The organism is Stenotrophomonas sp. BR163 (assembly GCF_047520985.2).
GTDB classification, from domain to species: domain Bacteria; phylum Pseudomonadota; class Gammaproteobacteria; order Xanthomonadales; family Xanthomonadaceae; genus Stenotrophomonas; species Stenotrophomonas sepilia.
The window spans coordinates 1-26,692 of record NZ_JAXBRE020000015.1 but is presented as its reverse complement, the minus strand read 5'-3'; the positions used below and the strand labels follow the sequence as shown (position 1 = coordinate 26,692).

Below are 26,692 nucleotides of genomic sequence, written 5' to 3'. Positions count from 1 at the left end.
ACAAACCAGCCCTGCCTGCGCGTTTCGATGGAAATGCGCCACGCGTGGATCGCGATGCTAAGCTTCGCGTCCCCTTGGGGAGTAGCCGGATTCCTTCGCAGGAATCGTCCACGTCAACATACTCGGCCGGTGCGCCGTGGCGTGGACAACCATGATGGTTGGCGAGACCAGCGGCCCGCGCGCGCAACGTCAGGTTGGGCGCGAGCGCAGGCCGTGCGTCCGTCCTAGCCCGACCTCAACCGCCGCCCATGTCCCCCATTTCGATCCTTCTGATCGGCTTCGCCATGTCCACCGATGCCTTCGCCGCTGCAATCGGCAAGGGCGCGGCCATGCGCAAGCCGGTGTTCCGCGATGCACTGCGTGCCGGCATCATCTTCGGCGTCATCGAGGCGATCACGCCCATCATCGGCTGGCTGCTCGGCCGCGCCGCGCTGCAGTACGTCGAAGCCTTCGACCACTGGATCGCCTTCGGCCTGCTCGGTGCGCTGGGCATCCACATGATCTACAACGGCCTGCGCCCGGACAGTGCCGAGGAAGACGAAGACCCCTCGCAGCACCACGGCTTCTGGAAGCTGGCGTTGACCGGTTTCGCCACCAGCATCGACGCGATGGCGGTGGGCATCGGCCTGGCCTTCATGGACGTGCATATCGGCGTGATGGCCGCGGTCATCGGTCTGTGCACGCTGACCATGGTCACCGTCGGCATCATGCTCGGCCGCGTGCTGGGCAGCATGGTCGGCAAGCGTGCCGAGATCATCGGCGGCGTGATCCTGGTGATCATCGGCGCGACGATCCTGTACGAACACCTGCACGGCGTGGGGTAACGCATCGGAAGCGAGCGATTGCGTGGTTGCCGGCCAGCGGCCGGCACTACCAGACGTCACAGCCACGCATGGCGTGGATCTGCTGCGGGGCGCCCAGCGCTACTGCGCATCGCGCAGCGCGCCCAGGAAGGCGCGCAGCGAGGCCGGCTTGATCGGCTTGGTCAGCACGCGGTAGCCACGCTCGCGTGCCATCCGCTTCAGTTCGTCACGCCCGTCGGCGGTCAGCAGCGCACCCGGTAGCGGGTAGCCGGCCGCCTCGCGCAGCGCCACCAGCGCATCCAGGCCATCCATGCGATCGTGCAGGTGGTAGTCCACCAGCATCACCTGTGGTCGCTCGGCGATCTTCTCCAGTGCCTGGTCGACGGTGGCGGCGGTGATCACCTGCACCTGCCAGCGGCCGAGCAGTGCGCGCATGCCGTCGAGGATTTCCTCGTCGTTGTCCACGCACAGCACCCGCAGGCCCGCCAGCGAATCGCTGCGCACCGGTGTGGCCACGGCCTGGGTCGCCTTGGCAGGCTCGGTGTAGCCGGGCAAGGGCGCAACCCGCGGCAGGATGATCGAGAACATCGAGCCACTGCCAACGCGGCTGCGTGCATTGAGGCGATGGTCGAGCAGGCGCGAGATGCGCTGGCAGATCGACAGGCCCAGGCCCAACCCCTGCTCGCCCCAGTCGAACGGCTGCTGGTAGCGGTGGAACTCGTCGAAGATCTGCCGCATGTGGTGTTCGGGAATGCCCGGGCCGGTATCCCACACCTGCAGTTCCACCTCGTCGCCGCGCTGGCGCACGGCCAGCACGATGCGCCCCTGGCGTGTGTAGCGCAGCGCATTGGCCAGGAAGTTCTGCAGTACGCGGCGCAGCAGGCGGCGGTCACTGCGCACCCAGGCCGGACGCGTGAACAGGTCCAGGCGCAGGCCACGGCCTGCGGCCACCGGCGTGTACTGCGCGGCCAGCTCGCGCATCAACGCACTCACATCGAACTCGCCGATCACCGGGTGCAGGCCACCGGCATCCAGCCGCGACACGTCCAGCAGGCCATCAAGCAGTTCTTCGGCCGCACGCAGCGACGCATCCACGCGCTCGGCAAGATGCTTCTGCTCGTCGCTCACGTGATCACTGTCGCGCAGTGCCGAAGCGAACAGGCGTGCTGCGTTCAGCGGCTGCAGCACGTCGTGGCTGATCGCCGCCAGGAAGCGCGTCTTCGACTGCTGCGCGACCTCGGCCTCATGCGAGCGCTCGGCCACGCGCTGTTCCAGCGTCTCGTTGGCTTCAAGCAGCGCCCTTTCAGCGTGCTTGTAGTCGGTGATGTCGTTGTAGCTGGTCACGTAACCGCCGCCGGGCAGCGCCTGGCCGCGCATCTCGATCACCTTGCCGTCGCTGCGGGTGCGCTCGAACACGTGCGGCGAACCGGCGCGCATGTAGCCGATGCGGCGGTTGATCTGCACTTCGATATCGCCCTCGCCCAGCTCACCGCGCTCGGCGTTGTAGCGGATCAGGTCGGCCACCGGGCGGCCCACGTAGAGCATGCCGTCGGGGTAGCCGAACATGTCCTGGTAGCGGCGGTTCCACGCGGTCAGGCGCATGTCCGGATCGACCACGCTGACCCCGGCGCTGATGTTCTCCAGCGTGGTCGACAGGATCTCGCGGTTGAAGCGCAGTTCCTGCCCGGCTTCGTCCAGCACTGCCACCACTTCGCCCAGGTCCATGCCCGAGCCACGCAGCAGGCTGGTCAGCAGCAGGCGTGCGGACGCCGCGCCGATCGACGCGGCCAGCAGGCGCTCGGTGAACTGCACCCACGGGCGGTCTGCAGGCGCGGAGGATTGCAGTTCACGGCCCAGTGACTGCGCCTGCTCGAAGAACGAACGCCGCGCATGACGTTCGCCGACCACGCGCGAGGCCAGTGCCAGCAGGTCGCCCACATGCACATGACCGGGCCAGCCACCGGCCACCGACGGGCGCTCGGCATACGGGTCGAGGAACGGTGCCGCACGCAGGCGCTCGTCGACGCCGGGCCGCCAGCGTGCGGACACCAGCATCATCGTGGCCGCATTGACCAGCAGCGACCAGAACGTGCCGTGGGTCAGCGGATCCCAGCCGGACATGCCGAACAGCTGCTGCGGACGCAGCCACTCGATGCCGAACGGGCCGTGCTGCACCCAGGCGGCGTCGACCCAGCCGGCCATGGTCATCGCCGGCAGCAGCAGGGTGTACAGCCAGGTGGCGAAGCCCAGCAGCATGCCCACTTCGACGCCGCGCCGGCTGGCACCGCGCCAGTACAGGCCGCCGATCAGGCCGGGCGCGAACTGCGCCACCGCTGCGAACGCCATCAGGCCGTACGAGGCCAGTGTGCTGTCGTTGCTGCTGGTGCGGTAGTAGCTGTAGGCCATCAGCGCCAGCAGCAGGATCGCCAGGCGGCGGATCCACAACACGCGCGAGGCGACGTCGGCGGCTTCCTGGTGGTCACCGCTCCGACGCAGCAGCACCGGCATCACCAGATCATTGCTGACCATGGTCGCCAGCGCGATGGACGAGACGATGACCATGCCGGTGGCCGCCGAGAAGCCGCCCACGTAGGCGATCAGCGCCAGCGCATTGCGGCCTTCGGCCAACGGCAGCGCGAGCACCATCGAATCGTCGGCAACGCTGCCGCCGGTGCCGAACAGGGTGACGCCGGCGGTGGCGATCGGCAGCACCATGCCCGAGATCAGCACCAGGTAACCGCCGAACATCCAGCGCGCGCGGCGCACGTCGCGCACGTCACCGCACTCGACCACGGCCACGTGGAACTGGCGCGGCAGGCAGATGATGGCGAGGAAACTGAGCAGGGTCTGCGAGATGAAGCCGACCGGCGGCAGGCCGGTGAACAGCGTATGCACCGACTCGACCACCGCGTCGGTGCGGTTGCTCAGCCACAGGTAGGCGAACACGCCCACCGCCAGCATCGCCAGCAGCTTGATCACCGATTCGAAGGCGATCGCCAGCATCATGCCGTGGTGGTGCTCGGTAGCATCGACCTGGCGGGTACCGAACAGGGTGGCGAACAGCGCCATCAGCAATGCCACGTATAGCGCCGGGTCGGTGAAGAAGCCGGTCGGGCCGGTGTTGCCGGTCAGCACCTGCAGGCTCATCGCCACCGCCTTGTACTGCAACGCCAGGTACGGAATGATGCCGATCAGCGCGATGATCGCCACCAGCGCCGCCAGCCGCCGCGAGCGACCGAAGCGCGAAGAGATGAAATCGGCAATGGAGACCACGTTCTGGCTGCGTGCGATCAGCGCCAGGCGCTCGATGATGCGCCAGCCGAACAACAGCAGCAGCAGCGGGCCGATGTAGATCGGCAGGTAGCCCACGCCATTGCGCACGGCGGTACCCACCGCGCCGTAGAACGTCCACGAGGAGCAGTACACGGCCAGCGCCAGGCTGTAGACCACCGGCCGCAGCCACGGCCGGTCGGGGTACATCGGCCGACGGTCGCCCCACCACGCCACGCCGAACAGCAGCGCGGCATAGGCAACCGAGACCAGCAGCAGGATCCAGCTGGAGACCACGCGTGCGTTTCCGTCGGAAGAACCCGCAGTGTAGGCCAGGCGTGGCCGGGGGTGCGGGCGCGTTGGGGGCAACCACCCCCACCCAGGTGGGGGCCTACGCGGTGCGGGCCACGACCGTGGGTCGTGGCCGGCTTCTTACTGGGCCGGCACGCCCATTTCCTTCAGCAGTTCCGGCGCCGGGTAGACCTTGGCCAGCAGCCAGCGCAGGTAGCGCATGTCCACGTGCACGGCGCGCTTGTAGCGCGGGTCGAACCACCAGCTGGCGCTGACCGACTCCCAGTTGCTGTCGAAGTTCAGGCCGATCAGTTCGCCCTTGGCGTTGAGCACCGGCGAGCCGGAGTTGCCGCCGGTGGTGTCCAGGTTGGTCAGGAAGTTGACCGTCTGGGTCTTCAGCGCCGGGTCGGCAGTGCTGCCGAAGTCACCCTTGGCGATCGCGGCCAGCAGCGGTTTGGGTGCGTCGAACGGATAGGCGTTGGTGTTCTTCTCGACGATGCCGGCCACGGTGGTCACCGGCGAGTAGGTCACGCCATCGCGCGGGTGCAGTGCCTCGACCCTGCCGTAGCTGATGCGCAGGGTGCGGTTGGCATCCGGGTACACGGCGCGGCCCTGCTTGGCACGCCAGGCGAACAGCGCCTGCATGTACGCCGGGCGCAGGCGCAACTGCTCGCCTTCGCGGGTCTTGCTCTCGTTTTCGATGCGCAGCTGCGCGGCCACCAGCGGGCCGGCCACGGCGATCAGCGGATCGGCGGCCAGGGCCTTGCCTTCGCGTGCGGCGGCAAAGCGCGACAGGCGCTGCGCCTCATCGCCCAGCTGGGTTCCGGCGTACAGGGTGTCCAGCGCCGTGGCCAGCTGCTGCGGGGTGCGGCCGAAGGCCGCGTCGAACTCGGCCACGCGCTGCGCGTCCGGCAGCTGCTGGTAGCGGGTCAGCAGGGTGGTCAGCAGGGCCTTCTCGACCTCCGGCGCGTAGCGGCGCTGGACCTGCTTGAGCACGCCTTCGATCATCGCCTGGTCGCGCTGCTGGTAACCGCTCTCGCGCTGCGCGTCAGGTTTGGCCGATTCGATGCGCAGGCGCTCCAGCAGCAGCGCCGAGCGCAGCAACTGGCTCTGTGCGGCCATCTGGTCCAGCAGCAGGTCACGCTCGCCCACCGCCGCGCCCTGTGACAGGTTGGCCAGCAGCGCCTTGATGTCGCCCTGGTACCTGCGGTCGGTGGCGGCCAGCATCGCGGTCTCGTCGGCGGCACGCTGGGCCTTGGCATCGCTGCGCAGCAGGCCTTCCAGCTCACCGGCGGCGCGCTTGCGGTTGTTCTTCAGCGACTGCAGCTGCGAAGCGTAACGGGTACGTGCCTGCGCGTCCTTGGCGGTTGCCGCCTCGATGGTGTCGATCATCTGCTGGAACACCGAAACGCGGCGCGGCAGCACGGTGTCGATCTGGCCGGCGAATTCTGCCGCGGTACGGTGGCGGTAGGTGATGCCCGGATAACCGGCCAGCATCGCGTAGTCGCCCTCCTTCGGGCCCTCCACCGACATCTGCAGGTGCGCCGGCGCCTGGTAGGGCACGTTGTCCTTGCTGTAGGCGGCCGGCTTGCCGTCCTTGCCCACATAGGCGCGCAGCAGGGTGAAGTCGCCGGTGTGGCGCGGCCACATGAAATTGTCGATCTCATCACCATAGTTGCCGATCGCACGCGGCGGCGCGTACACCAGGCGCACGTCGCTCAGTTCCAGCTGGGCGATGCGGTAGAAGTCGGTGCCGTAGTACATGTTGGCCACCGAGCAGCGCACGCTGCCGTCCTTCTCGCACTCAGCCACGATCTGCTTGCTGGCCGCATCGACGGCATCGAAGTAGGCACGGCCGGTCTTGCCGCGGGCCTGCGCCAGCACCTGATCGGTCACCTTGTCGAAGCCAACGGTGACCAGCACGCGGAAGTCGGGGTTGGCCGGGCGCTCGTCGGCACGGTCCCTGGCGATGAAGCCACCGTTGATCAGGTCGTGCTCTGGCGAGCTGTTGTACTGGATCACGCCCATCGCCACGTGGTGATTGGTCAGCAGCAGGCCGTCGCTGGACACGAACGACCCGGTGCCGCCGCCCGCGCGCACCACCGCGCTCAGCGGCGGTGCGGTGACGTTGGCCAGGTCGGCCGGATTGCCCTTGAAGCCAGCGGCCTGCAGCGGCTTGGCCAGGTCCGGCAGCTGGGTCGGCATCCACATGCCTTCATCGGCGTGGGCACCAGCGGCAAGGGTCAGGCCCAGGGCCAGGGCGGTGGGAAGGGCTTTGCGTGGCGACATGAGGCAATCCGGTACGACAGAACAGCCCGGGACCATAGCCGCTGGGGCCGGATGGGGCAACGGCCAATGGTTGGGGACCTGACGGGGGAGAGCCGAGCCCATGCTCGGCTGCTCTTCCTTCAACCCGCGCTGCGCGCAGAAGCCGAGCATGGCTCGGCTCTAAAGGGATGCCACGGCGGGTTACTTCTCCCGCCGCCAGTTGATCGAACCACGGTTTTCCACCGTGCTCGACTCCACTTCCACATCAAACCCGCGGCGCAGCAGGTACTTCAGCGTGATCACCGAACCGGCGCCCACCAGCGACACGCCGTAACCCACGTAAAGCTTGGGCGAGATGTACTTGCCGACGCCGATCACCGAACCACCCAGCGCGCGCGACTGACTCACGCCTGCATCATCCAGGCCCAGCTTGGCACCCAGCTGCGAGGCGAGCAGGCCACTGCCAGCCGAGAGCGCCGCCGAGGCCGCGTTGACCTGCTGCGCCTGGTCGCTGCTGGCGCCGGTCAGGCTGCGTCCCAGCACCAGATAGGCCAGTGCCTCGGACTGCGACATCGCCGGATCGGACCACACGTCGGCACGCGGTTGCTGGGCACGCCCGGTCACGTCGATGCCGGCGGTGACATCACCGATCCGGCGCTCGGCGCGGATGTTGATGCGCGGGTCGGACACCGCGTTGTAGTTCCAGTTGAGGTTGCCACGGGTGATGGTCAGGTCCTGACCATACGCCTTATAGCGGCCGCTCACTTCCAGGCCGCCATTGGCGGTCATTTCGCGGCCGGGCTTGGCCCAGACCTGCATCTTGCCGGTCAGCGCGCCCTTCAGGCCGAACCCGGTCATCTTCACCTTGTCGCCGAGGCTGACGGTCAGGTCCATGTCCAGCGGCGAGGTGCGCGACTCTTCCGGATCGGCCGGGTCGAGCACCACCACGTCTTCGGATACCGAGGTGCCGCGATCCAGGCGTTCCAGATCGATGTCGGCCTCGGGCACATGCACGGTGCCACGCAGCTCCATCGCTGCCTTGGCCAACGTGAAGTCGAGGTTGGGGTTGGCGACGATGCGCAGTTCGCTGGTGTTGGACAGCAGCACGTTCTCGCCATGGATCTTCAGCTGCAGCGGCTGCGCATCGCCGAACCACGACAGGCCACCGTCCACGTACAGCGTGCCCTGGCCGGAGTTGGCCTGCGCGGTGATCTTGGCCGAACCATCGGGCTGGGCCACGAAGCTGCCCTTGCCCTGGTCGAAGGTCAGGCCGAGCGCCGGGAATTCACCCTTGAAGTTGCTCAACTGTGCGTCGCCACCCAGCGACGGCTGGCCTCGCGTCCCGCGCAGGCTGACGTGGCCTTCGATCAGGCCGGTCGGTCGCACGATGTCCGGCGAGAACAGCTCCAGCCAGTACAGCCGCGACATGTTGAGGTAGAGCTCACCATTCAGCGGCGCACTGGCTTCCCAGCCGGTCTGCATCCTGGCGTCGACGAAGCCATTGCCCTGGAAGCCCATGCCCAGGTAGCCCTTGATGCTGGCCGGGGTCATGTCGAGCTTCAGCGAGAACTGGTCATAGCGCACCAGCTCGCCGCGGGTGGTATCGCCCACAGTGTTGCGGTTCTCGCCCAGGCGCACGCCGCCTTCCTTCGAGCGCACTTCCACATGGCCTTCCCAGGCGTTGCCGCGCGGGCGGATCTGCGCGTCCAGGCTGACATCGCCGCGAAGGTAGATGCGCCGGCCGGACTGCGGCGGCAACCACGGCTGCACCAGCGCCAGTGGCAGCGCGTCGCTGCGCACCACCAGGCCTTCGCGCGGCCAGTTGGCCTGTGCGCACAGCGCGCCGCTGCTGGCCGCGGCCAGGCAGGCTTCGGACAGCGTGTAGGTGCTGCCGTTGATCGCGAACGCCGCCGGTGCACGCAGCGCCCAGGCATCACCCTTCACCGGTGCGATGCGCAGCGACGCCAGCTCGCCACGCCACTGCGTGCCCTGCTGGCGCACGCTGCCCTGCAGCTCGACCGCACCCATCTCGTTGCGGGTCTGCGCAGCCAGGCGCAGGTTGGACACACTGCCCTGCGCGTCGATGTTCAGCCGCTCCAGCAGCATGCCCGCGTTGACCTGCTGGCCCTGCACCGCCAGCGTGCCGCTGTCGCCGCGCCACGGCAGGCGGCCCTTGATGCTCACGCTCTCGGCGCCGTAGCCATCCCAGTTGAGGTTGTTGCCGACCAGGTCGGCGGTGATGTCCGGCGCATCGCGCGGGCCCTTCACCTGTACCTGTCCACGCAGGCCGCCATCGGCGCCGGGCAGCAGATCGCTCAGCTGCAGCGGTTCGAAACGCGCGTCGATGTCGAGGCGGTCGCCGACCTTGCCCGACGCGGTCACCCGGCTGCTGCCCAGCGCCAGCTTCAGGTCGCCCTGGCCCTGCGCGCCCTGCAGCGCGAACTTGCCCTGTGCGTCGAGATTGCGCTGGCGCAGGATGCCCTTCAGCGACGGCAGGTCGACGGTGGCTTCCAGCGTGCCGGCCGTGCCCGGCGGCGCGTTTGCTGGCGGCGGCAGCTGGCGGCCCTTGGAGGCCAGGTTGCCGGACAGGCGGCCATTCCAGCCTGGCACGAAATAGCCGGGGTCGAAGTCCTTCAGCGTGGCCTTGGCGTCCCAGTCCAGCTGCGGCGCCCAGGCCACCTGGCCTTCCACCTGCAGCTGGCCACCCGGCGTCTGCGCCTGCAGCTGGTGGATCGACGCGGCCTGGTCGTTGCCGCGCACATCGAAGTGCAGCTGCGCCTTCTGCTTTTCGCGTTCGACCTCGGCACGGCCGATCGCCGCCCAGGCCTTCAGGGTACCGGCCAGGCCGAAGCGTGCTTCCTTCAGAGTGACCGGCACCGGTGCGCTGCCGGCGGTGTTCGGATCGGGCGCCGGTACATAGCTCAGGTCACGCGCGACCACCGAGAAGTTGAGTTTCTGCTGGTCTTCCTGGCTGAAATCGGCGGTACCCTCCAGGCGGGCTTCGCCACCGAGACCCTTCAGCAGCAGCGGCGAAACCTTCAGCACCTGGTCCTGCAATGACACCACGGACGGTGCCAGTTCCAGTTCCTGCTCGCCCTGCTTCACCTTGCCACGCAGGCTGGCATTGCCGCCCTTGCCAGCAGCAGTGAATTCCAGCGACAACGGCGTGATCGCCGAGCTCGCCAATGCCGGCGACAGCAGCGCCAGATCGAGCTCGTCGCTGCGCACGCTGGCATTCCACGTCGGGTCGGTGCGGCCATCGAACACCAGCATCGCGTGCAGCGGCTTCGGTGCACGCCCGGCCACCGCCACTTCCATGTGCGACAGGTCACCGCGGGCGACCAGGCCGACGGTAGCGGCCGTGCGCCCACGCGGTGCCGGCAACACCGCCGTCACCGTCACGTCGGTGTCGTAGTCCTTGGCCGGGATGTAATGGCCTTGGGCAGTGAAGTTGCCCATGTCACTGTCCACCACCAGCTTGTGCGCCTGGAACTCGCCGTTGGCGATCTCGATGCCGCCGCGCACGCGGCTGATGTCGATCACCGGTTCGTTGGCCTGGCTGATGCGGAAGCCATCGATTGCGATGGCATCGGCCTGGATCGCCAGCGGCATCTCGATCTGCGGCAGGGAATCGGGCCAGGACGGCAGCTTGAACGGCTCATCGCTCTTGGCCAGGTTCAGCGTCGCGTTGGTCAGCTCCAGCTTGTCCAGCAGCAGCTTGCGGCCCAGCAGCGGGCGCAGGTCCGGCTCCAGGTGCGCACGCTCGGCGTGGAAATGGATGTCGTCATAGCGGAAGTCGACGTTGTACAGGGTCAGCGGTCCGGCCACCGGACCCTCCACCTTGTCCCAGGTGAAGCTGGCACCCACCGGCAGCCGCGCCACCACCTGGGCCAGCAGTACGTCACGGCCGGCCACGGTCTGCAGCAGCCAGTACACCGCCAGCAGGGCCAGCAGCACCAGGCCGATCACGCCGGCGCCGGACCATGCCCAGAAGCGGCGACGGCGATAGAAACGCACGCGTGGCGGCGGGGTGTTCGGGGTCGGTGCGGGCGTGCTCACAGGTCCGCTCCGATGTTCAGGTACAGCTGGAACTGCGAATCCGGGTTGTTCAGGCCGTGCGCCACGTCGATGCGCACCGGGCCCACCGGCGATTTCCAGCGTACGCCGAAGCCGACGCCGGTATGCAGGTCGATGGTGTTGTCGAAGGCACTGCCGGTATCGACGAACACCGCCGCACCCCAGGGGCCACCGTTGAAGTAGTGCTCGTACTCGGCCGAGCCGATCACCAGGTTCTTGGCACCCAGCGCGTACTTGTCCGGCTTCGGCGTACGCGGGCCGACCTCACGGTAGGCGTAGCCGCGGATGCTGCGGTCACCACCGGCGAAATAGCGCAGGCTCGGCGGCATCGCCACCAGATCGCTGGTCCAGGTGGTGCCGCCCTCGCCGCGCAGGATCAGGCGATTGCTTTCACCCACCGGGATGTACCAGCGCAACACGGCGTTGGCCTGCACGAAGCTGGTATCCGAGCCGGCGCCTTCCACGCCGGCACGCACCGTCGCCGCGCCGCTGATGCCCTTGCGCGGGAACATCTCGTCGTCGACGTTGACGTAGTCGGCAACCATCTGCGGGTACACCAGCGTCGAGGTGTTGTAGACCGCGTCGGTGAATTCGGTGCCGGAGGCATAGCGCCAGCGCTCGCGCAGCGCGTTGATCGAGGCGATCGCGGTCCAGTGCTCGTTGATCTCGCCGCTGCGGCTGGCGATCAGCTTGAAGTTGCGCAGATCGATGTAGTCGGTCTGCTCGTCGTACGCGCTGGCGGCGAAGGTGTACCAGCCATCAAGCCAGTTGAAGGCCGGAATGCGGTAACTGGTGACCAGGCTCTTGCGCTTCTGCGCATAGTCCAGCTGCGTGTTCATCTTGTGGCCGCGGTTGTTCAGGAACCGCCGCTCGATGCCACCGCGCACACCCGGGCCGCTCTCGCTGCCGTAGCTCAGGCCTGCGGTGTAGATGGTGCGCTTGGCCCGGGTCAGCTTCACGTCTACCGGCACTTCGCCGTTTTCATCGGCCTGGTCCGGGCGCGGCTGGATGTCGATCACGCTGAAGTAGTCCAGCTTGGTCAGCGACTCGCGCAGCCGGTCCAGCTTGCCCTCGTGGTAGTAGCTGCCCTGGTCCCAGTACACCAGTGGATCGAACAGCTTGTCGACGAAGTAATCCTGCTCGAAGCGCACCGGGCCCATGTTGTAGCGGCGGCCGCTGTCCCAGGTCAGGTCGATGTCGGCGGCGTTGTCGGCGCGGGTGATCTGCACCTGGCGCTGGGTGTAGTCGGCATCGAAGTAGCCACGCTCGGCCAGGCGCCGGGTGATGGTGATCTTGCTGGCTTCGTACTGGGTGTGCTCGAAGCGCTGGCCCTTGCGCGGCTTGAAGGCGGCCAGGTCGTCCTGCAGGTACTGGTCGTACATCGCCGGGCCGGTGATGTCGATGTGCTCGCGGCGCACGGTCACCGGGGCGCCCTTGTCGACATGGATCAGCACGCGCACGTGCTCATCCTCGCGCGGCGCCTCGACCTTGATCACCGGGTTGTAGTAGCCGAATGGCTCCAGCGCCTGGCGGGTCTGCCGCTCGGCCTGCGACAGCAGGTACTCCAGGCGCGATTCGCCCTGCTCCTTGCCGATCGTGTCGTACAGCGACAGCGATTCCTGGATGTTCTCGATGATTGCGGCGTCGTCGCCCTTGTCCAATCCCTTGATGTCCACCTTGTCGATGGTGCCGCGCGCATGGACCACGGAAGTGGCGGCCAGCGACAGGACCATCAGCGGCAGGGCGTATTTCTTTGGCTGCATGCGGCACAGCATACCGACCGGAGGTGACGATGCGAAATGCATCACGTCATTGCGGATCGGTTGTTAAGTGGCGGTCAAAATACACCGCAAGGTGTCGATTGTCGCAATCGACCAATCAGGATGCCGGCATCGTCCACGATGTCGGCAATGACCCCGATAGACAACGCCGGCACTACCGATACGGGCGTCAGCTCGACAGATGCTCGATCGCCGCCACCTTGCCCAGGCGCTCGCCCAGCATCGTCAGCAGCGCCAGGCGGTTGCCACGCAGTGCCGGATCTTCCGCGTTGACCATCACGCCATCGAAGAACGCGTCGACCTGCGGACGCAGGCGCGCCAGGCGTGCCAGCACCGCCACATAATCCTTCTGGTGCAGGCTGGCGCCGGTGTCATCGATGGCGGCGGTCACCGCTTCGGCCAGCGCGCGCTCGGCATCTTCCTGCAGCAGTGCCGCGTCGATCTGCGCCGGAATCTCGCCCTCGGCCTTGCGCAGGATGTTGCGGATGCGCTTGTTGGCCGCGGCCAGCGCCTCTGCCTCCGGCAGCGCGGCGAAGGTGCCGATCGCATCCAGGCGGCGATCGAAGTCGTACAGCGAGGCCGGCTTCAACTCGGCCACCGCGTTGAAGTGCGTGGCCGGCACGCCCTTGTCGCCGTAGTAGCCCTTCAGGCGGTCGAGGATGAAGTCGTACAGCTCGCCGACATCGGCCTGCACGTTGCGCGCGGCCAGGCCGGCATTGGCGCTGGCCATCAGCGCGCGCAGGTCCAGTTCGAAGCCGCTTTCGATGATCGTGCGGGCTAGGCCCAGCGCATTGCGGCGCAGCGCGAACGGGTCCTTGTTGCCGGTCGGCTTCAGGCCTGCAGCGAAACCACCGGCCAGCGTATCCACGCGTTCGGCGATGGCCAGCACCTTGCCCAGCGGCGACAGCGCGATGTCATCACCACCGAAACGTGGCTGGTAGGCCTCGTCGATGGCCAGCGCCACGTCGGCCGATTCACCACCGGCCACGGCGTAGTGGCGGCCGGCGATGCCCTGCAATTCCGGGAATTCGTTGACCATGCGCGACTGCAGGTCGTTCTTGGCCAGCTCGGCAGCCCGCCTGGCCTGCGCCGGATCGGCACCGACCTGGGCTGCGATCACTTCGGCCAGTGCGGCCACGCGCGCCACCTTGTCGGCCACGCTGCCCAGCTTGGCCTGGTAGGTCACCGTCTTCAGGCCGTCGCCCATCGACACCAGGCCCTGCTTCAGGTCCTCGTCGAAGAAGAACTTGGCATCGGCGAAGCGCGGGCGGATCACCCGCTCGTAGCCCTTGGCCACTTCGGCCACGTCCTTCGATTCGATGTTGGCAATGCCGATGAACTTCTCGGTCAGCGTGCCGGCGGCATCCAGCACCGGGAAGAACTTCTGGTTGATCTCCATCGTCTCGATCAGCGCTTCCTGCGGCACCGCCAGGAACGCGCGTTCGAAGCTGCACAGCACCGCCGACGGCCATTCGACCAGGTTCACCACCTGCTCCAGGTTGTCTTCGGTGATGCGGGCGCTGCCACCGGCCCCGGCTGCGGCGGCCTCGACCTCGGCGACGATGCGCGCGCGGCGCTCGCTCGGGTCGACCAGCACGAACGCGGCGCGCAGCGCTTCAACGTAGTCCTGCGGCTGCGCCAGCGACACGGCCTGGTCGTGGTGGAAACGATGGCCACGGCTGGCGCGGCCGGCCTGCAGGCCGAACAGTTCGGCCTCGACCACGTCGGCGCCGTGCAGCAGCACCAGCCAGTGTGCCGGGCGGGCGAAGCCCCAGGCGTGATCGCCCCAGCGCATCGGCTTGGGAATCGGCATCGCCGCGATCGCCTCGCGCAGGATGTCCGGCAACAGGCTGGCGGTGCTCGCGCCCGGGGTCACCGCGCGGTGCACGAAGCGCTCACCCTTGTTGTCGGTGGTCTTCTCCAGCGCGGTCCAGTCGATCCCGGCCTTGGCGGCGAAGCCCTGCAGGGCCTTGGTCGGCTGGCCTTCGGCATCCAGCGCGATGTTCAGGTACGGGCCCAGCACTTCGCTGTGCTGTTCCGGCTGTTCCAGGCCGACGCCCGGCAGCAGCACGGCCAGCCGGCGCGGGGTCGACAGCGGGTGGGCATCGCCCAGCTCCAGCGCGACGCCACGCTTGCGCAGGCCTTCGACAACACCGTCGAAGAACGCCTGGGCCAGGCCCGGCAGCGCCTTGACCGGCAGCTCCTCGGTGCCCAGTTCGATCAGCAGGGGGGACAGTTGGCTCATCGGTTCGATCCTGTGGTGGGGGCGCAGCGCGCAACGCGTCCGGCGCCCCGGGTAGTTGATGAAAAGCGGGACGGTGCAGGAAGGCGGTCAGGCCTTCTTCGCGCCCGGGAAGCCCAGCTTCTCGCGCTGCTCGTAATACGCCTTGGCCACCGCCTGGGCCAGCGCGCGCACGCGCAGGATGTAGCGCTGGCGCTCGGTCACGCTGATCGCGCGGCGCGCATCGAGCAGGTTGAAGGTATGGCTGGCCTTCATCACCTGCTCGTAGGCCGGCAGCGGCAGGCCCACTTCCACCAGCTTCTGCGCTTCACGCTCGCAGGCATCGAAGCGGTGGAACATTTCGTCCACGTCGGCGTATTCGAAGTTGTAGGTGCTCTGCTCCACCTCGTTCTGGTGGTAGACGTCGCCGTAGGTCACCGGCTGGCCGTCCGGGCCGTAGGTCCAGACCAGGTCATAGACGTTGTCGCAGTTCTGCAGGTACATGCACAGGCGTTCGAGACCGTAGGTGATCTCGCCCAGCACCGGGCGGCACTCCAGGCCACCGGCCTGCTGGAAGTAGGTGAACTGGGTCACTTCCATGCCGTTGAGCCAGACTTCCCAGCCCAGGCCCCACGCGCCCAGCGTCGGCGATTCCCAGTTGTCCTCGACGAAGCGCAGGTCGTGCACCAGCGGATCGATGCCCAGTGCCTTCAGCGAATCCAGGTACAGCTGCTGGATGTTGTCCGGCGCCGGCTTCATCGCCACCTGGTACTGGTAGTAGCGCTGCAGGCGGTTCGGGTTCTCGCCGTAGCGGCCGTCGGTCGGGCGCCGCGACGGCTGCACATAGGCCGCGTTCCAGCTTTCCGGACCGATCGCACGCAGGAAGGTGGCCGGGTGGAAGGTACCGGCGCCCACCTCCAGGTCGAGCGGCTGGATGAGCACGCAGCCCTGCTGGGCCCAGAACTGGTTCAGGGTCTGGATCAGGCCCTGGAAGGTGATCGGAACGGTCGGGGTCGCGGACATGCGTACGAGTCTTGGCCGGCAAGGGGGTGCGCTAGTATAACGGCCGACCTGCGGGGCATTCCGTACCCGGGAGGAGCAGGCAGATGGAACATCGGCTGCCGGTGGGCACGCCCGGCGAGCCAGGCGGCGTCCCGCTGCCGTGGGGCCGCCTGCATTTCGAGCAGGTTGGTGCGGCGCTGCTGGCCGACGGCCTGGTCGCCGAGCACGAGGGCGAGCGCATGCGGTTTTCCGCACAGGGCGCGCGCAATGCCAGTGAAGTGCACCCGCTGGTGCTGCTGTCCAACCTCAAGCTGGCCACCCGCGACGGCGGCGAACTGACCCTGGAACGCCTGACCGAATGGCTGGCCCAACGCACCGGCAGCCGCTACCTGCGCATCGATCCGACCCGGGTCGACGTCGCTGCGGTCACCGCGCTGGTCTCCCACGCCTATGCCCGTCGCCACCGCTTCCTGCCGCTGGCAGTGGATGCCGAACGGGTGCTGGTGGCCACCAGCGAGCCGCTGGTGCAGGAATGGCGCCGCGACCTGCAGCACCTGACCCGCCGCCGCATCGAGCTGGCGGTGGTCAATCCGCTCGACCTGCACCGCTACACCATGGAGTTCTATGGGGTGACCCGTTCGGTGCGTGGCGCGCGCGGCGACGTCCGCGGCGAGGCCAACACCACCCTGCCCAGCTTCGAGCAGCTGGTCGAGCTGGGCCGCACCGGCGACGTCAATGCCGACGACCAGCACATCGTGCACATCGTCGACTGGCTGCTGCAGTACGCCTATGAGCAGCGCGCCTCGGACATCCACCTGGAACCGCGCCGCGAGATGGGACGCATGCGCTTCCGCATCGACGGCGTGCTGCACAAGGTGTTCGAGGTGCCGCCGGCGGTGATGACCGCGGTGGTCAGCCGCATCAAGGTACTCGGCCGAATGGACCTGGCCGAGCGCCGGCGCCCGCAGGACGGCCGCATCAAGACCCGCTCGCCGGGTGGCCGCGAGGTCGAGATGCGTCTGTCGACCATGCCCACCGCGTTCGGCGAGAAGTGCGTGATGCGCATCTTCGACCCCGATGCCGCCTTCAAGAGCATCGACCAGCTCGGTTTCAGCCCGCAGGAGGCCATTGGCTGGAATGCACTGGTCGAGCGCCCGCACGGCATCGTACTGGTCACCGGCCCGACCGGCTCGGGCAAGACCACCACCCTGTATTCCACGCTGAAGCGGCTGGCCACGCCGGACGTGAACGTGTGCACGGTGGAGGACCCGATCGAGATGATCGCCCCCGAGTTCAACCAGATGCAGGTGCAGGCCAACATCGACCTGGACTTCGCCAGCGGCGTGCGCACCCTGCTGCGGCAGGACCCGGACATCATCATGATCGGCGAGATCCGCGATCTGGAGACCGCGCAGATGGCGGTGCAGGCGTCGCTGACCGGCCATCTGGTGCTGTCCACCCTGCACACCAACGATGCACCGTCGGCGGTCACCCGCCTGCTCGACCTGGGCGTGCCGCACTACCTGCTGGCCAGCACCCTCAACGGCATCCTCGCCCAGCGCCTGGTGCGTACCCTGTGCCCGCACTGCAAGCAGCCGCACACCCTTGGTGCTGCCGACTGGGCGGTGCTGGCTGATAGCCAGGCTGCATATCCAGATGCCGCCACGCCCTGTCGTCCGGTCGGTTGCCTGGAGTGCCGGCGCACCGGATTTCTCGGCCGCATCGGCCTGTATGAGTTGCTGCCATTGGGCTCACGGCTGCGCGGGCAGATCCGCGCCGACATGGATCTGGCCGGTTTCACCCGTGCCGCGCGCGCTGAAGGGCTGCGAACCCTGCGCCAGGCCGGGCTTGAAAAGGTGGCGCAGGGGCTGACTACAATCGAGGAAGTCCTGTCAGTGCTGCCGCCCCCGGATGAACCCAGCCCCCTTCCTGATCCTTGAAACCGGCCGCCCGGTACCGTCGCTGCGCCGCTACGGGCGCTTTCCGCACTGGATCCGCGTCGCCGCCGGGCTGGAAGAGCACGAGACGGTGGTGGTCGATGTCGAACACGGTGGCGCCCTGCCCGATCCGCACGGTTTTGCCGGCGTACTGGTGACCGGCTCGGCCGCCTTCGTTACTGACCACGCCGACTGGAGCGAGCGCAGCGCGGCGTGGCTGCGCCAGACCGTCCACGCCGGCCTGCCGGTGTTCGGCATCTGCTACGGCCACCAGCTGCTGGCGCATGCGCTGGGCGGTGAGGTGGCCTACAACCCGGCCGGGCGCGAGTCCGGCACGATCGAGCTGGAGCTGCAGCCACAGGCGGCACAGGATCCGCTGTTCCAGGGCCTGCCGCAGCACTTTGCCGCCCACGCCACCCACCTGCAGACCGTGCTGCGCGCGCCCGACGGTGCCGAGGTGCTGGCACGCTCGCCGCTGGATGGCTGCCACGCGTTCCGCTGGGGGCGCCAGGCCTGGGGCGTGCAGTTCCACCCCGAATTCGCCACCCACCACATGCGCGGCTACGTGCGCGCCCGCGCCGACTGCATCGGCCGCCACGGCGGCTGTGCGCGCAGCATCGAGCGCGCAGTCAGCGCCGCACCGCTGGCCCGCCAGCTGCTGCGCCGCTTCGTCCGACAGGCGCGGCTGTCTTCAGCCCAGCCGGCGGCAAAACAGGGATAATCAGCGGCACGGGCAACCGCCCGTCCCCTCCTGTCCTTCCCGGATGTCCATGAAAGAGATTCGCAAGCTGCCGGCCTCGGCGGGCGCCCAGTGGTTGCTGGATACGTTCTCCCTGTACCGGCGTGCGCCGCTGCAGCTGGCCCGGATCGGCCTGGCCTGGCTGCTGGTGAGCTGGGTGGTCACCCTGTTGTCGACGCTGATTCCCGGCGCCGCCGGCATGGCCGTGCAGCTGATGACCCTGGCCATCTCGCCGGTCATGTTCGGCGGCATGCTCTACGCCGTGGGTGAGATCGACGAAGGCCGCCCGGGCCTGTCCTCGCACCTGCTGCAGCCGATCCGCGACCACCGCGTCAGCCACCTGCTGGTGCCGCTGGCGATCCAGGTGCTGGCGGTGCTGCTGCTGGGCGCGTTGCTGTTCATGATGATCGGCCGCGAAGGCTTCACCGCCTTCAGCGAGGTCATGACCAAGATGGAAGAGATCAGCCGCAGTGGCCAGCAGATCAAGCCGGACGATGCCGCGGCGCTGGTCGCCAACCTGCCGGCCAAGCGCATCGCGCTGTGGATGCTGCTGGTGTTCCTGAGCGCGGTGGCGCTCTCGCTGGCGATGTTCACCCAGCCGGCGCTGGTGGTGTTCGACAAGCAGAGCGGCATGCACGCGCTGCGCCTGAGCCTGCAGGGCTGCATCGAGAACATCGGCGCGATGATCGTGTTCGCCGTGCTCGGCCTGATCGCCGCGTTCTGCATCTACATCCTGTTCGTGATCGTGATCCAGATCGCGATGCTGATCGGAGGCCCGCTGGCCGCCGCCTTCATCGCCCAGCTGGTGCTGACCACGGTGCTGATGCCGCTGTATGTCGGCGCGGTCTACGCCGCGTGGAAGCAGATGTTCGTGCACCGTGGCAGCCGCGCAGCACCGCCGGTGCCGACCACCCCGGCCTCAAGCGACATCTTCCACGCCTGACGAAAAAGGGGACGGAGGGGATTAAGTCGTTTGTGCCACTGTGCCGATAACGACTTAATCCCCTCCGTCCCCTTTTTTAGGCGGCGGGTTTCTTCACCGCCGACGATGGCACCAGCCAGCGTGCGGCGTGGATGCCCAGCTCGTAGAGCAGGCACATCGGGATCGCCAGCATCAGCTGCGAGACCACGTCCGGCGGGGTCAGCACCGCCGCCAGCACGAAGATGCCGACGATCGCGTAACCACGGCCTTCCTTGAACTGCTGCGGCGTCACCCAGCCCAGCAGGACCAGGATCACCATCGCCACCGGCAGTTCGAAACTGCCACCGAAGGCGAAGAAGATCGCCAGCACGAAATCCAGGTAGGCATTCGCATCCGGGGTGATCGCGATCACGTCCGGGCTGAAGGTGGTCAGGAAATGGAACACCGCTGGCAGCACCAGGAAGTAGGCGAAGGCACAGCCGGTGTAGAACAGCAGTACCGAAGACACCAGCAGCGGCACCGCCAGGCGCTTCTCACGCGCGTAAAGCCCCGGGGCGACGAAGGCCCACAGCTGGTACAGCAGCCACGGCACCGCCACGAACAGGGCCACGAAGAAGGTCAGCTTCAATGGCGCGAAGAAGGCGCCGGCCGGATTGGTCGCGATCATCGTCTGCCCGTTGGGCAGCTGCGAGACCAGCGGTTCGGCCAGCGCGTTGTACAGCTTCTGGGTAAATGGCAGCAGCGCCAGCAGCACCACGCCCAGGCCCAGCAATGCGCGCACCAGGCGGCCGCGCAGCTCCACCAGATGTTCGACCAGCGAGCTTTCGCCGAAATCCTGTTCACTCATGGCTGGCGCTCCGGGCTGCTCTGCGGCGGCGGCGCACCGGCTTCAGGGGGTGTCGCCGGCGTCGGCTCGGGAGCAACGCTCTCCTGTGCCGGCGCATCGGCATCGGGCGCAGCGCTCATATGCGGCGGCAGATCCGCAGGCGCCGGTGCGCGAACCTCCTGCGCCAGCGTATCGCCCTGCTGCTGCGCCTGCTGCGCTTCGCGACGGATCGCTTCACCGCTGGCGCGCAGCTGGTTCTCGGTGTCCTGCATGCCTTGGCGCACGTCCTGCATCTGCCGCTTGATGTCCTCGGCCTGCAGTTCGCGCTCCAGTTCCTGTTTCACCGAATCCCACTGATTGCGGGCACGGCGCACCCACAGGCCGGCGAAGCGGGCCGCCTTGGGCAGGCGCTCGGGACCGAGCACCACCAGGGCGACCACCGCGATCACCAGCAGTTCGCTGAAGCCGATATCGAACACCGCAACCGCTCCGGATCAGCGAGCGTTACGGTCGTGCTCGTCCTGCGCGGTGCGCGAGGCGTCTTGGCTACGCGACTCATCGCCCAGCTGCGCGTTCGGCTTGTCTTCGTCGCGCATGCCCTTCTTGAATTCCTTGACCGCCGAGCCGAGGTCCTTGGCGCCACTGGTCAGGCGCTTGGTGCCGAACACCAGCAGGACGATGGCCAGCACGACCAACCAATGCCAGATGCTGAAACTGCCCATAAAGACGCTCGTTACGTTAGTGATCAGGCTGTCGAGCATAGCGCACCGGGTGTTAGCCGGCGCGCGTGACGAAAGTCAGTTTCCGCCCAGCGTTTCCGTGCGGATTTCGCCGTCGTTGACCGGCTGGAAGCCCTGCTGCTGCGGCGGCGGGTTCTGCGGCACGTTCTGCAACGGCGCGGTGGTGGCTTCGGTTGGGGCGGCCGGCGCTGCCTGAACAGGCGCCGGCGCAACCGCCGGGGTCGCCGCCGGACGCGGTGCACTGCCACCGTTGCCGTTGCGGTTGTTGCGGGCGGCGTAGGTGGCCTCTTCCAGACGATCACGGAAGGCGACCACGTCCATCGACGGCGCACCGGCGGCGCGACCTTCGAAGATCATGCGCGGCGTGGTGTTGCTGCCGTAGGCGTCAAGGTTGGCGGCATCGTCGATCTGCAGCACCGCACCATCCAACGCGACGCCCGCGAACAGCCCACGGGCACGCGACCAGGACCAGATCTCGGCCTTCAGCTGGCCGTCGGTGGCGGCGGCGGCATTGCGGCCGACCGGACCGGCGGCAACGCCGGCATCGGCGCCGAGCGTGAACTTGCCGTTGACCAGATTGTCCAGGCTGCGGTCGTTGCGGAACACCAGCACCACATCCGAAGATTGCACGCCGGCCTGGAAGCCGATGCTGCCACCGGTGAGCTTCACGAACACCGGATTGGACCAGGCACCGTTGGGCATGCGCACCGACATCAGGCCGTGGCCACGACGACCACCAATGACCAGACCGGCCTTGATCGTGTCGGGAATGACGATGACCGCGCGGCCTTCGTCGAGCAGTTTGTCCGGAATGCCCTGTTCAGGGATTTCCTGGATTTCAGCCAGCACGCGCACGGCGTTGCGGGCGCGCTGGTCTTCCTGCGGTCCGGCCATGGCCTGGCTGGACAGCAGGCTGGCGGCGATCAGCAGGGCTTGGATCGGGCGACGCATGGCAGGCTCCAGAAGTCAGTCCATAGGAAGATATAGCAAGTGACTGAAATTAGTGGTGTTGTCATGAATCCCCAATGAGCGTTCCCTGCCCGCATTGATGCGCGCTATGCCTGCAATCCGAACCCTGCATCCCGGTGCGGCGCCGGATAGGCGACAATACCGCCCATGCTCGACGCACCCGATACCGCCGTGCTGGCGGTCAACCTAGGCACGCCCGAGACGCCGACGGCCCCCGCCGTACGCCGTTACCTGGCCGAATTCCTGTCCGACCCGCGCGTGGTCGCGATTCCGGCACTGCTCTGGCAGCCGCTGCTGCGCGGGCTGATCCTGCCGCTGCGAAGTGGCCGGTCGGCGGCCAAGTACGCCCAGGTCTGGCTGCCCGACGGCTCACCGCTGATGGTGCATACGCGCCAGCTGGCGCAGGCCATGCAGGCCCTGCTGCCGACCCTGACGGTGCGCCATGCGATGCGTTACGGCGAACCGGCGCTGGCCGGCGAGCTCGACCGTCTGGCCGCCGACGGCGCGCGCCGGATCGTGGTGCTGCCGCTGTACCCGCAGTACTCCACCACCACCACCGCCTCGGTCGAAGACCGGGTCGATGCGTGGCAGCGCCGCAACCCGGGCGTGACCGTGAGCCTGGTGCGGGATTACTCGGTCGATCCCGGCTGGGTCGAGGCCGTAGCCGGATCGATCCGCCGCTACTGGGAACAGCACGGTCGCGGTCAGAAACTGATGTTTTCCTTCCATGGTATCCCGCAGCGCCTGGCCGACGCGGGCGACCCGTATCCGCAGCGCTGCGAGGCCAGTGCGCAGGCCATCGCCAATGCACTGGGCCTGGGCAAGGACGACTGGCAGATGGGTTACCAGTCGCGCTTCGGCCGCGAGCGCTGGTTGCAGCCGTATGCCGAGCCCAGCCTGTGGGCGCTGGCCGAATCCGGCGTGAAGCAGATCGACGTGGTCTGCCCCGGATTTGCCACCGACTGCCTGGAGACGCTGGAAGAGGTTGCGCTGGGCTTCACCGAAACACTGGCCGAGCGCGGTGCGACGATGCGCTACATCCCCTGCCTCAACGCCGAGCCGGAGCATGCACGCGCCCTGGCACGGCTGGCCGTGTCCTCGCTGGCATGAGCCTGCAACCGTTTGAACTCCAGGTCGGGGGCGCACGCGTCGCCGGCCTGCGCAACCACGGCGGCGGCCCACGCGTGCTGGCCCTGCATGGCTGGCTCGACAACGCCGCCAGCTTCGTGCCGCTGGCGCCGCACCTGTCGGCGTTGCAGCTGGTTGCCATCGATCTGCCCGGCCACGGTCACAGCGCACACCTGCCGGCGGGTGCCAGCTACACCACGGCCGCCGCGATCTGCCACGTACTCGATGTCGCCGACGCGCTGGGCTGGGACCGATTCAGCCTGCTCGGCCATTCAATGGGTGCCGGCATTGCCAGCCTTACCGCCTCGGTCAGCGACCGTGTTGATCGGCTGGTGGCGATCGAAGCACTCGGCGGCCTGCGCGGTCCCGAGGAAGAAACGGCGCATCGCCTGCGCGAGCATGTGAACGCTACGCGGGCGTTGGCACGCAAGCAGCTGCGCGTGTTTCCCGATCTGGCAGCGCCGATCCGCGCGCGGATGATGACCAACCAGCTCAGCGAACCCTGCGCACGGCTGCTGGTCGAGCGAGGCGTGGAACCGGTCGAAGGTGGCTACCGCTGGTGCAGCGACCCGCGCCTGATGCTGCCCACTGCGATCCGCCTCAGCGAAGGCCAGATCGACAACCTGCTGCAGGCCATCGCCTGCCCGACGCAGGTGATCTATGCCACGCCGGCGCAGTCCTACTATCCCGAGCCGATGCGCAGTGATCGCCTGCAGCACCTGCGTGATGGACGGCTGGCCGTGTTTCCCGGCAACCACCACCTGCATATGGAAGACCCGGCACGCATCGCCGAGGTGATCCTGCGCTTCCTCGGCAACGACAACGCCGGCTGAGTCGCAGCGTCCGCTGCACTTCATTCTGCGCACTTCCTGCCGATACATCAGTTGCGGGCCACTGCGTCCGCAGCACGTGGGCCCGGTCGGGCCTGCGGCGTGTGTCTGGTCCTGCAAGGAAGTCCGCATGCCCGCTCCATTGCTCCGTCACCCACAGGATGTGGTCACGGCGCCCCGTCTGCGCGACGTTGATTGCGTCGCATTCCCCGAATTCCCGGTCCATGCCCTGGCCACGCACTCGTGCGTGCGCCACCGTGTGGCCGTAGCCGTCTGCTGATCCAGGAGTCGCCGATGTCCGCTGCATCCACTCGTCCCCCCGATACCGCCCGCCTGCCGCATCTGCAGCAGCTCGCCCACCGCGCTGACCGCCGATTGCTGATCGGCAGTGCGGCACTGGCGGTGGCCGGCCTGGTGCTGGCCCTGCGCGGGCCTCATGCCCTGACCGCCTCGCTGGTTGCGGCCGCTGTGCTGCCTGCCATATGGCTGGCCGGTCCCAAGGCGGGCCATTGCGTCACCCGCAATGGCCTGGCGCTGTTGTTGTCGCTGCAGCTGGCAGGGCTGTGCGCGATCACGGGCCTGTCGCCGGCGTTGCCGATTGCGCTGCTGCTGGGCGTGCTGTTGAGCCATCGTGATCGCCTGCCGGTATGGCTGGCCGGTGGCATCGGCACGCTCGCGCTGCTGGCACCGTTGCAGGACGTTGCCGCGCTGTGGCCAACGCTGCTGCAGGCCGGCATGTTCGCGGGCCTGACCTTGTTCCTCGGCCAGGTCGCACTGCGCCTTCGGCAGCAGACCGAGGCCCTTGGCCACGGCCCGCGTCGGCTTGCCGCGCTGGCACGCGACATTGCCACCGGTGCCGATCTTGGTGCACATGCCGACACCGGCGCCTATGCACCGGGTTCACTCGCCCACGCCCTGGCCGACACTGCACGCCACGTGCAGGCCCAGCGTGGACTCGAGGCGGCGGCGCATGCCGAAAATGCGCAGATCCGCCAGGCACTGGATGCCTCGCGCACCGCGATGATGATCGCCGACAACGATCACGTGATCCGCTATGTGAACCGCTCGGTGGTGGCTCTGCTGCGCAACCAGCAGGCGACACTGCGCCAGGCCTTCCCTGACTTCGATGCCGAACGCCTGGTTGGCAGCAGCATCCATCGCTTCCATGCCAACCCGGACCGCATCCGCGCGATCCTCAACGGTCTGCAGGCCAGCCACAACGGCAAGGTACAGATCGGCCCGGTGCACTTCGCGCAGGTGGTCACCCCGGTGTTCGATGCACAGGGCATGCGCCTCGGTTTCGCCGTGGAATGGCATGACCGTACCCAGGAGCTGGCGCTTGAGAACGCCGTGGCCGGCATCGTCGCTGCTGCCGCTGCCGGCGATCTCGGCCAGCGCCTGCAGGCGACCGAAGGCGCCAGCTTCCTCGATGGCCTGACCGGTGGCATCAACCAGCTGCTCGATACGCTGGGCAGCACCGTCGATGAAGTGCGGCAGATGCTTTCGGCGCTGGCCAACGGCGATCTCGATCGGCGCATGCGCGGTGAGTACCACGGTGCCTTCGCCGCGATCCAGCGCGATGCCAACGCCACCGCCGGCCAGCTGGCGCGCATGGTGGGCCGCATCCAGCAGTGCGCAGCCTCGATCAGTACCGCCGCCAGCGAGATCGCTGCAGGCAATGGTGCGCTGTCCGAGCGCAGCGAGCGCCAGGCGGCGCACCTGCAGGAAACCGCAGCCTCGATGGAGGAGCTGACCGCTACCGTGCGCCAGAATGCTGCGCATGCGCGCGAGGCCAGTGAGCTGGCTGCGTCCACGCAGAGCGCCGCCAGTGATGGCAACACCGCGATGCAGCGGGTTGTCGACACCATGCAGGCGATTGAAGGCGCCTCGAAGCGGATCGGCGACATCACCGGCGTGATCGATGGCATCGCCTTCCAGACCAATATCCTCGCGCTCAATGCGGCGGTGGAAGCCGCACGCGCCGGTGAGCAGGGTCGTGGCTTCGCCGTGGTGGCCAGCGAGGTGCGCGTGTTGGCGCAGCGTTCTGCCGCCGCCGCACAGGAAATCAAAAAGCTGATCGATGAGGCAGGCCGGCAGGTGGGCGAAGGTGCCCAGCTGGTGGCCGACGCCGGCAAGCGGATGCAGGGCATTGCCGGCGGCGTGGAGGATGTCAGCCACCTGATGCGCGAAATTTCCGCAGCGTCGCAGGAGCAGTCGATCGGCATCGAGCAGATCAACCAGACCGTGGTGCAGATGGATCAGGCCACGCAGCAGAACGCGGCGCTGGTGGAAGAAGCCACCGCGGCCGCACGCGAGCTGCAGTCGCAGGCGGGGACGCTTACCGAGGCGGTATCGGTGTTCCGCCAGCAGGAACCGCACGAGGTCCCGCGGGCCGCCTGATCCGGGCCTGCAATGCGATCCTGGTCAAGACGGCGCCCGCAGGGCGCCGTTTTTTTGCCTGCTTCTGCGTGATGGGTCAGGAAAAGTCCGCTTCCGGATCTGCCGTGAGGAGCGGCCAGCCCTGTTTGGCGCCGCATCCACACACGGCATGGATCTACCGGTAGTGCCGGCCGCTGGCCGGCAATCGATTGGTAGCGGCCAACCTTGGTTGGCGCAATGCTTCCTCGTGGACGGCATCCACGCATGGCGTGGATCTACCGGGCGATGTAACGCCATCGGGTTGCCGACCAGCGGTCGGCACTACCTGTATTTACTGCGCCCAAAGAAAAACCCCGCTGCGCGAGCAGCGGGGTTTTGGGTATAAACCCTGGCGATGACCTACTCTCGCATGGCTTGAGCCACACTACCATCGGCGCAGCTGCGTTTCACTTCCGAGTTCGGGATGGGATCGGGTGGTTCCACAGCGCTAATTTCACCAGGGAGGCTTT

Annotated in this window: 17 protein-coding genes, 1 rRNA gene and 1 riboswitch; of the genes, 7 read left to right on the top strand and 11 right to left on the bottom strand. The window is 67.7% G+C overall.

What is annotated here, in order from left to right:
• Positions 1-70: 70 nt before the first annotated feature.
• A riboswitch (yybP-ykoY riboswitch) is annotated at positions 71-160 on the top strand.
• A gap of 88 nt (positions 161-248) precedes the next feature.
• Entirely contained in the window at positions 249-824 is a 576-nt protein-coding gene (locus tag ACM0PY_RS13405) for a manganese efflux pump MntP (RefSeq protein WP_010482394.1), read from the top strand.
• 99 nt (positions 825-923) lie between these two features.
• On the opposite strand, the gene ACM0PY_RS13400 is transcribed toward ACM0PY_RS13405, so the two are convergent.
• The 6 genes from ACM0PY_RS13400 to glyQ all read right to left on the bottom strand — a co-directional run bounded on the left by ACM0PY_RS13400 (position 924) and on the right by glyQ (position 15,734).
• The gene (locus tag ACM0PY_RS13400) at positions 924-4,370 is read right to left on the bottom strand and encodes a hybrid sensor histidine kinase/response regulator (RefSeq protein WP_134970845.1); all 3,447 of its coding nucleotides are present in this window, start codon (positions 4,368-4,370) and stop codon (positions 924-926) included.
• Between the two features lie 135 nt (positions 4,371-4,505).
• Entirely contained in the window at positions 4,506-6,653 is a 2,148-nt protein-coding gene (locus tag ACM0PY_RS13395) for a S46 family peptidase (RefSeq protein ID WP_180883634.1), read from the bottom strand.
• A 180-nt stretch (positions 6,654-6,833) separates the two neighbouring features.
• Positions 6,834-10,691, bottom strand: coding sequence for a translocation/assembly module TamB domain-containing protein (locus tag ACM0PY_RS13390; protein ID WP_180883632.1), 3,858 nt, complete (start codon positions 10,689-10,691; stop codon positions 6,834-6,836).
• The gene (locus tag ACM0PY_RS13385; RefSeq protein WP_032954656.1) at positions 10,688-12,484 is read right to left on the bottom strand and encodes an autotransporter assembly complex protein TamA; all 1,797 of its coding nucleotides are present in this window, start codon (positions 12,482-12,484) and stop codon (positions 10,688-10,690) included. The genes ACM0PY_RS13390 and ACM0PY_RS13385 overlap by 4 nt, the downstream gene beginning before the upstream one ends.
• A gap of 175 nt (positions 12,485-12,659) precedes the next feature.
• Positions 12,660-14,735, bottom strand: a complete 2,076-nt coding sequence (gene glyS / locus ACM0PY_RS13380) for a glycine--tRNA ligase subunit beta (protein ID WP_134970851.1) — start codon at positions 14,733-14,735, stop codon at positions 12,660-12,662.
• Positions 14,736-14,822: 87 nt separating this feature from the next.
• A complete protein-coding gene (gene glyQ / locus ACM0PY_RS13375; RefSeq protein WP_049412007.1) occupies positions 14,823-15,734 on the bottom strand; it encodes a glycine--tRNA ligase subunit alpha in 912 nt (303 codons plus the stop codon).
• Positions 15,735-15,817: 83 nt separating this feature from the next.
• Between glyQ and ACM0PY_RS13370 the strand changes: the two genes are divergently transcribed.
• The 3 genes from ACM0PY_RS13370 to ACM0PY_RS13360 are packed head-to-tail and all read left to right on the top strand — an operon-like array spanning position 15,818 to position 19,332.
• Positions 15,818-17,653, top strand: a complete 1,836-nt coding sequence (locus ACM0PY_RS13370) for a GspE/PulE family protein (RefSeq protein ID WP_180883630.1) — start codon at positions 15,818-15,820, stop codon at positions 17,651-17,653.
• The gene (locus ACM0PY_RS13365) at positions 17,625-18,371 is read left to right on the top strand and encodes a glutamine amidotransferase (protein ID WP_072168856.1); all 747 of its coding nucleotides are present in this window, start codon (positions 17,625-17,627) and stop codon (positions 18,369-18,371) included. The genes ACM0PY_RS13370 and ACM0PY_RS13365 overlap by 29 nt, the downstream gene beginning before the upstream one ends.
• A 49-nt stretch (positions 18,372-18,420) precedes the next feature.
• Positions 18,421-19,332 carry a BPSS1780 family membrane protein gene (locus tag ACM0PY_RS13360; RefSeq protein ID WP_414609324.1) on the top strand — a complete coding sequence of 304 codons (912 nt, stop codon included), beginning with the start codon at positions 18,421-18,423 and terminating at the stop codon, positions 19,330-19,332.
• Positions 19,333-19,408: 76 nt separating this feature from the next.
• On the opposite strand, the gene tatC is transcribed toward ACM0PY_RS13360, so the two are convergent.
• From tatC to ACM0PY_RS13340, 4 genes are all read right to left on the bottom strand, one after another.
• Positions 19,409-20,158 (bottom strand): twin-arginine translocase subunit TatC, encoded by a 750-nt coding sequence (gene tatC, locus ACM0PY_RS13355; RefSeq protein WP_005420449.1) that lies wholly within the window; start codon positions 20,156-20,158, stop codon positions 19,409-19,411.
• Positions 20,155-20,616, bottom strand: coding sequence for a Sec-independent protein translocase protein TatB (gene tatB / locus ACM0PY_RS13350; RefSeq protein WP_072168854.1), 462 nt, complete (start codon positions 20,614-20,616; stop codon positions 20,155-20,157). The genes tatC and tatB overlap by 4 nt, the downstream gene beginning before the upstream one ends.
• A gap of 15 nt (positions 20,617-20,631) precedes the next feature.
• Positions 20,632-20,859, bottom strand: coding sequence for a Sec-independent protein translocase subunit TatA (gene tatA / locus ACM0PY_RS13345; protein ID WP_005420453.1), 228 nt, complete (start codon positions 20,857-20,859; stop codon positions 20,632-20,634).
• Positions 20,860-20,934: 75 nt separating this feature from the next.
• Entirely contained in the window at positions 20,935-21,828 is an 894-nt protein-coding gene (locus tag ACM0PY_RS13340; protein WP_061480672.1) for a lipid-binding SYLF domain-containing protein, read from the bottom strand.
• 165 nt (positions 21,829-21,993) lie between these two features.
• On the opposite strand from ACM0PY_RS13340, the gene hemH reads away from it, so the two are divergent.
• The 3 genes from hemH to ACM0PY_RS13325 all read left to right on the top strand — a co-directional run bounded on the left by hemH (position 21,994) and on the right by ACM0PY_RS13325 (position 26,204).
• A complete protein-coding gene (hemH, locus tag ACM0PY_RS13335; RefSeq protein ID WP_065177801.1) occupies positions 21,994-22,956 on the top strand; it encodes a ferrochelatase in 963 nt (320 codons plus the stop codon).
• A complete protein-coding gene (locus ACM0PY_RS13330) occupies positions 22,953-23,807 on the top strand; it encodes an alpha/beta fold hydrolase (RefSeq protein WP_111202116.1) in 855 nt (284 codons plus the stop codon). The genes hemH and ACM0PY_RS13330 overlap by 4 nt, the downstream gene beginning before the upstream one ends.
• A gap of 291 nt (positions 23,808-24,098) precedes the next feature.
• Entirely contained in the window at positions 24,099-26,204 is a 2,106-nt protein-coding gene (locus ACM0PY_RS13325; RefSeq protein WP_180886473.1) for a methyl-accepting chemotaxis protein, read from the top strand.
• 365 nt (positions 26,205-26,569) lie between these two features.
• Here the strand turns inward: ACM0PY_RS13325 and rrf are convergent.
• Positions 26,570-26,684, bottom strand: a 5S ribosomal RNA gene (gene rrf / locus ACM0PY_RS13320).
• Positions 26,685-26,692: the final 8 nt, after the last annotated feature.

Excerpts from the sequence above, each read along its gene's own strand:
- ACM0PY_RS13370 (WP_180883630.1), top strand. The coding sequence starts at position 15,818 with ATGGAACATCGGCTGCCGGTGGGCACGCCCGGCGAGCCAGGCGGCGTC.
- ACM0PY_RS13365 (WP_072168856.1), top strand. The coding sequence starts at position 17,625 with ATGAACCCAGCCCCCTTCCTGATCCTTGAAACCGGCCGCCCGGTACCG.
- ACM0PY_RS13395 (WP_180883634.1), bottom strand. The coding sequence starts at position 6,653 with ATGTCGCCACGCAAAGCCCTTCCCACCGCCCTGGCCCTGGGCCTGACC.
- glyS (WP_134970851.1), bottom strand. The coding sequence starts at position 14,735 with ATGAGCCAACTGTCCCCCCTGCTGATCGAACTGGGCACCGAGGAGCTG.
- ACM0PY_RS13405 (WP_010482394.1), top strand. The coding sequence starts at position 249 with ATGTCCCCCATTTCGATCCTTCTGATCGGCTTCGCCATGTCCACCGAT.
- tatC (WP_005420449.1), bottom strand. The coding sequence starts at position 20,158 with ATGAGTGAACAGGATTTCGGCGAAAGCTCGCTGGTCGAACATCTGGTG.
- tatA (WP_005420453.1), bottom strand. The coding sequence starts at position 20,859 with ATGGGCAGTTTCAGCATCTGGCATTGGTTGGTCGTGCTGGCCATCGTC.
- ACM0PY_RS13360 (WP_414609324.1), top strand. The coding sequence starts at position 18,421 with ATGAAAGAGATTCGCAAGCTGCCGGCCTCGGCGGGCGCCCAGTGGTTG.
- ACM0PY_RS13385 (WP_032954656.1), bottom strand. The coding sequence starts at position 12,484 with ATGCTGTGCCGCATGCAGCCAAAGAAATACGCCCTGCCGCTGATGGTC.
- ACM0PY_RS13340 (WP_061480672.1), bottom strand. The coding sequence starts at position 21,828 with ATGCGTCGCCCGATCCAAGCCCTGCTGATCGCCGCCAGCCTGCTGTCC.
- ACM0PY_RS13330 (WP_111202116.1), top strand. The coding sequence starts at position 22,953 with ATGAGCCTGCAACCGTTTGAACTCCAGGTCGGGGGCGCACGCGTCGCC.
- ACM0PY_RS13325 (WP_180886473.1), top strand. The coding sequence starts at position 24,099 with ATGTCCGCTGCATCCACTCGTCCCCCCGATACCGCCCGCCTGCCGCAT.
- hemH (WP_065177801.1), top strand. The coding sequence starts at position 21,994 with ATGCTCGACGCACCCGATACCGCCGTGCTGGCGGTCAACCTAGGCACG.
- glyQ (WP_049412007.1), bottom strand. The coding sequence starts at position 15,734 with ATGTCCGCGACCCCGACCGTTCCGATCACCTTCCAGGGCCTGATCCAG.